At 53.2% G+C, this 4,420-nt stretch carries 2 protein-coding genes; both read right to left on the bottom strand.

Annotated elements, in window-relative coordinates; genetic code table 11:
- Window positions 1-42: 42 nt before the first annotated feature.
- On the bottom strand, window positions 43-2,382 hold the full coding sequence (yicI, locus tag RUMCAL_RS11925; protein ID WP_021683180.1) for an alpha-xylosidase: 2,340 nt from the start codon (window positions 2,380-2,382) through the stop codon (window positions 43-45).
- 314 nt (window positions 2,383-2,696) lie between these two features.
- Window positions 2,697-3,971 carry an aspartate aminotransferase type Ic gene (locus RUMCAL_RS11920; protein WP_021683177.1) on the bottom strand — a complete coding sequence of 425 codons (1,275 nt, stop codon included), beginning with the start codon at window positions 3,969-3,971 and terminating at the stop codon, window positions 2,697-2,699.
- Window positions 3,972-4,420: the final 449 nt, after the last annotated feature.

The raw sequence follows: 4,420 nt of genomic DNA, 5'->3' as shown, positions 1-4,420 counted from the left end.
CAAAGTCGCCAGACGCTCTTTGTGCGGTGTTGCCGCTGATTTTTACAGTACGATCTCGCCCTTGCCGCCCTGCAGGGTGATCTTCTTGTCGGTGCCGGCCACAGAAACGGTAAAGGTCTTGTCGGTGCTGCTGGTTTCCACGGAGATGACATTGCCCTTGCGGGTCGCCTGAATGGTCAGCACCAGATTTGCCTTGGTATCGTAAATGGAAGCTTCTGCGGTCTTGCCGTCTTCCAGATTGCAGATCATCGCATCTGCACCTTCCAGATAGTCGTATTCGAACTGGTTCTCGAATGCACCGAAGGTGACGATCGAGTTCGGCTTTGCCAGAACCGGCATTTCCATAAAGGTGCAGGTTACAGCGTGATACTTGCCGCCCTCATAGGTCTTTCCGGTGATGATGTCATACCACTTGCCCTCCGGCAGGTAGAAGTTTGCCACGCCGTCCTCGCGGAATACCGGAGCACACAGCAGGCTGTCACCCAGCATGTACTGCTGATCCAGATAGCGGCAGGCAATATCGTCGGTGTAGTCCATGACCATCGGACGCATCATCGGGATACCGGTGGCGTGGGTCTTGACTGCCTGTGCGAACAGATACGGCATCAGCTTGCCCTTCAGCTTGGTGAAGAACCGCAGCACGTCGCAGGACTCCTCGTCGAAGTTCCACGGCACACGGTAAGAGGTGGAGCCGTGCAGACGGCTGTGGGTGGACATCAGGCCGAATGCACACCAACGCTTGTACACGTCCGGAGAAGCTGTTGCTTCAAAGCCGCCGATGTCGTGGCTGAAGAAGCCGAAGCCGGAGGAGCACAGGGACAGACCGCCGCGGAGGGTTTCTGCCATAGAGGTGTACTCTGCGGAGCAGTCACCGCCCCAGTGTACAGGGAACTTCTGACCGCCGACGGTGGCACTTCTGGCAAACAGGCATGCCTGTCCCTTGCCGTAGTATTCTTCCAGTACCTCGAAAACGGTCTTGTTGTACAAATAGGTGTAGTAGTTGTGCATGTGGATCGGATCTGCACCGTTGTAGTAAACTGCCTTGGTGGGGATTCTCTCGCCGAAGTCCGTCTTGATCGCGGTGACACCCATTTCGCACAGCTTCCGCACGCCGGCAGCGAACCACTTGGCAGCTTCCGGATTGGTGAAGTCTACGATCGCCATGCCCGGCTGCCACAGGTCGGTCTGGAAGACGCTGCCGTCCGGATTCTTGATGAAGTAGCCCTTTTCCATGCCGATGTCAAACAGCTTGGACTTCTGGGAGATATACGGGTTGATCCAGCAGCACAGACCAAGACCGCGGCTTGCCAGACGCTTCAGCATTGCCGGCGGATCCGGGAACTGATCCAGATCCCACTCGAAGTTGGTCCATTCGTATTCCTTCATCCAGAAGCAGTCGAAGTGGAACATTTGCAGCGGAATATCCCGTTCTGCCATGCCGTCGATGAACGAAGTAACGGTTTCTTCGTCATAGGTGGTGGTGAAGGAGGTGGACAGCCACAGACCGAAGGTCTTTGCCGGCGGCAGAGCCGGCTTGCCGGTCAGATTGGTGTAGTTCACCAGAACTTCCTGTAAGTTTTCGCCGCCGATGAAGAAGTAGTCCAGTTCCTCGCCCGGTACGGTAAAGGAAACCTTGTTGATAGTATCCGAAGCCACTTCAAAGGAAACCTTGTCCGCTGTGTTGACCAGCACGCCGTACTTGTTGGAGGTGATGTAGAACGGAATGCACTTGTAGCTCTGCTCGGAGCAGGTGCCGCCGTCAGAGTTCCAGTTTTCCACGTTCTGACCGTTCTTCACGAATGTGGTGAACTTTTCGCCGAAGCCGTAAACGCATTCGCCAACGTCCAGTGTCAGCTGTTCCCGCATGAAAGTGTTGTGTGCGTCCTGCGGGTAGTTGAAGAAGTCGTCGTCGGTCTGGACAGCCAGACGTGCGTCACGGTGGAACTTGTTTTCCTGAATATAGGAAGTGGAACGCCAGCCGCCGCCGGTGAGCCGCTTGCCGTCACGGGAGAACGAAACGTCCCAGCCGTCTGTGCCCTTCTTGATCTTCAAAGTCGTGTGACCGGCAGTCATGGAAACAAAGCCGTCTTCTTCGTGAATGTCGTCCGGCACATAGCCCTCCGGCAGGTTCAGTTCAAACTGCGGCTTGTTTTGCAGGCCGCCCTTGTGGTGGCAGATGTGCACACGGATCATGTCCGGTGCAACTGCGGTGTATGTGATCTCGAACGCAACACCGCCCAGTGTCATTGCACGGTTCCAGATCGCACTGGAAGTGGCAAAGATCTTGATGCTGTTTTTGGTGGTTGTGACATCGTATGCCTGTACCGCATAGGAAACGTCAAATCCTCTCTGGTTGAGCCAGAGTCCGTCAGAAAATTTCATGGAGTACCTCCTGCATAAAAATAGAATGTATTGTATTCCATGCGACTTTCCGGTACACCGGAGTGTCTGCCTGTGCCCGTACCCATCTACATGTAATCCCATTGTACCATATTTGTAATCGAAATGTCAATCTGTTTTCGGGAAAATCGTATATTTTTCCCCGAAATCGTATTTTTTTACGGGCTTTTCCGGACAGGGCAAAAATACTGCACAAAACCGGCAATGGACTTTTGTGGCAATTGTCAAAAAAGACGGACAGGAGATTGTCCCTGTCCGTCCGGAAATTTTTTGGTTTTATATGCTGAGCGAAGTGCTTACTTTGCCAGAGCCTGTTCTGCGGCAGCCAGCTTTGCAGCACAAACGAAAACGTCCATTGCTTTCTGGAGTTCTTCCTCTGTGGGGAATGTGGGGGAGATGCGGATATTTTCATCTTCCGGATCCACACCGTGGGGGAAAGATGCACCGGCACCGGTCAGAACCACGCCGGCTTCCTTGCACAGGGAAACGATGCGTTTTGCACAGCCTTTCTGGTTGAAGGAAATGAAGTAGCCGCCCTGCGGGTTGGACCAGTTGGCAATGTCCAGATCTGCCAGTTCCTGTTCCAGTGTGCTTTCGACGATCTGGAACTTCGGAGCGATCAGAGCCTTGTGCTTCTTCATGTGCTCTACCAGATTCTCGAACTTGCCGCCGAAGAACCGCAGGTGCCGCAGCTGGTTCATCTTATCGTAGCCGATCGTGGAGAAGCCCAGAGCCTTTTTCAGGTATGCCAGATTGTTCTGGCTTGCCGCGATGACTGCAATGCCAGAGCCGGGGTGTGTGATCTTGGAGGTGGAAGCGAACATATAGCAGATGTCCTCATTGCCTGCCTTCTTGGCTTCTTCCAGCAGGTTTGCCTGTACCGGCGGATTGTCGACCAGATGGTGTACGCAGTATGCGTTGTCCCAGAAGATACGGAAGTCCTTTGCCTTCGGCTTCAGGGCTGCAAAACGCTTTACCACTGCATCGCTGTATACCACGCCGCCCGGATTGGAGTACATGGGTACGCACCAGATCGCCTTAATGGTATCGTCTTCTGCCACCAGCTTTTCAACGATGTCCATATCCGGACCGTCTTCCTTCATGGGAACGTTCACCAGTTCCATGCCCAGAAATTCGCTGACAGCGAAGTGGCGGTCATAGCCCGGCACCGGACAGAGCACCTTTACCTTGTCATACTTGCCCCACGGCTTGCTGCCCATTACGCCGTTGGTCATGGCGAGGGACATTGCCCAGTACATGATGTTCAGGCTGGAGTTGCCGCAGACGATGACATCTTCCGGCTTTACACCCAGCATGGGAGCGAAGAATGCCTTTGCTTCCGGCAAACCGTCCAGACAGCCGTAGTTGCGGCAGTCCAGACCGTTTTCTGCCTTATAGTCGTCCTCGGACAGGCAGTTGGTAATGCCGTTGGTCAGATCCAGCTGTTTCGGCGAGGGCTTGCCGCGGGACATATCCAGTTTCAGCCCCTGTGCCTGAAATGCCTCGTACTGCTTTTTACAGTCAGCGGCAAATGCTTCCAATGCTTCTCGATTCATCTCTGCTACTCTCATGATTTCTCACCCAGTCCGCACCCCTGCGAACTCTGCTCCTTTTGCATAAATTTGGAGAAGCCGTTTTGGGAATCGGCTCTCCATTTTTGATACATCATATGATCGTGCGTGATGCAGGGATTCTCCCCCGCATACCGCAAGTATTATTATAGCACATCTCCCACTGGTGTGCAAGTGTTCTCCGTAAAAAAACACAAGTTAATTTTTCGAGAACGCCCCGGGAAAATCAGACAGTTTTCAGAATAAAAAACACCTCTCCGGAAATGGAGAGGTGCTTTATTCAGTGCTTCCTTAATATGTGCAGGTGAATCGCATATTGTAACTTCTTAAATCAGGCTCCCTTGAAAAGGGAGCTGGCAGCCGTAGGGTGACTGAGGGATTTTCACATAAATCTTTTACATTAAGCAAAAGATTCCACAGAACCCCTCCACCAGCTTCGCTGGTCCCCC

The sequence above is a fragment of the Ruminococcus callidus ATCC 27760 genome, assembly GCF_000468015.1.
Taxonomy (GTDB): domain Bacteria; phylum Bacillota; class Clostridia; order Oscillospirales; family Ruminococcaceae; genus Ruminococcus_C; species Ruminococcus_C callidus.
The sequence above is the reverse complement of the archived record's forward strand: the minus strand, read 5'-3'. Positions and strand labels throughout refer to the sequence as shown.

Coding starts and splice junctions, on each gene's coding strand:
- yicI (WP_021683180.1), bottom strand. CDS start 2,382: ATGAAATTTTCTGACGGACTCTGGCTCAACCAGAGAGGATTTGACGTT.
- RUMCAL_RS11920 (WP_021683177.1), bottom strand. CDS start 3,971: ATGAGAGTAGCAGAGATGAATCGAGAAGCATTGGAAGCATTTGCCGCT.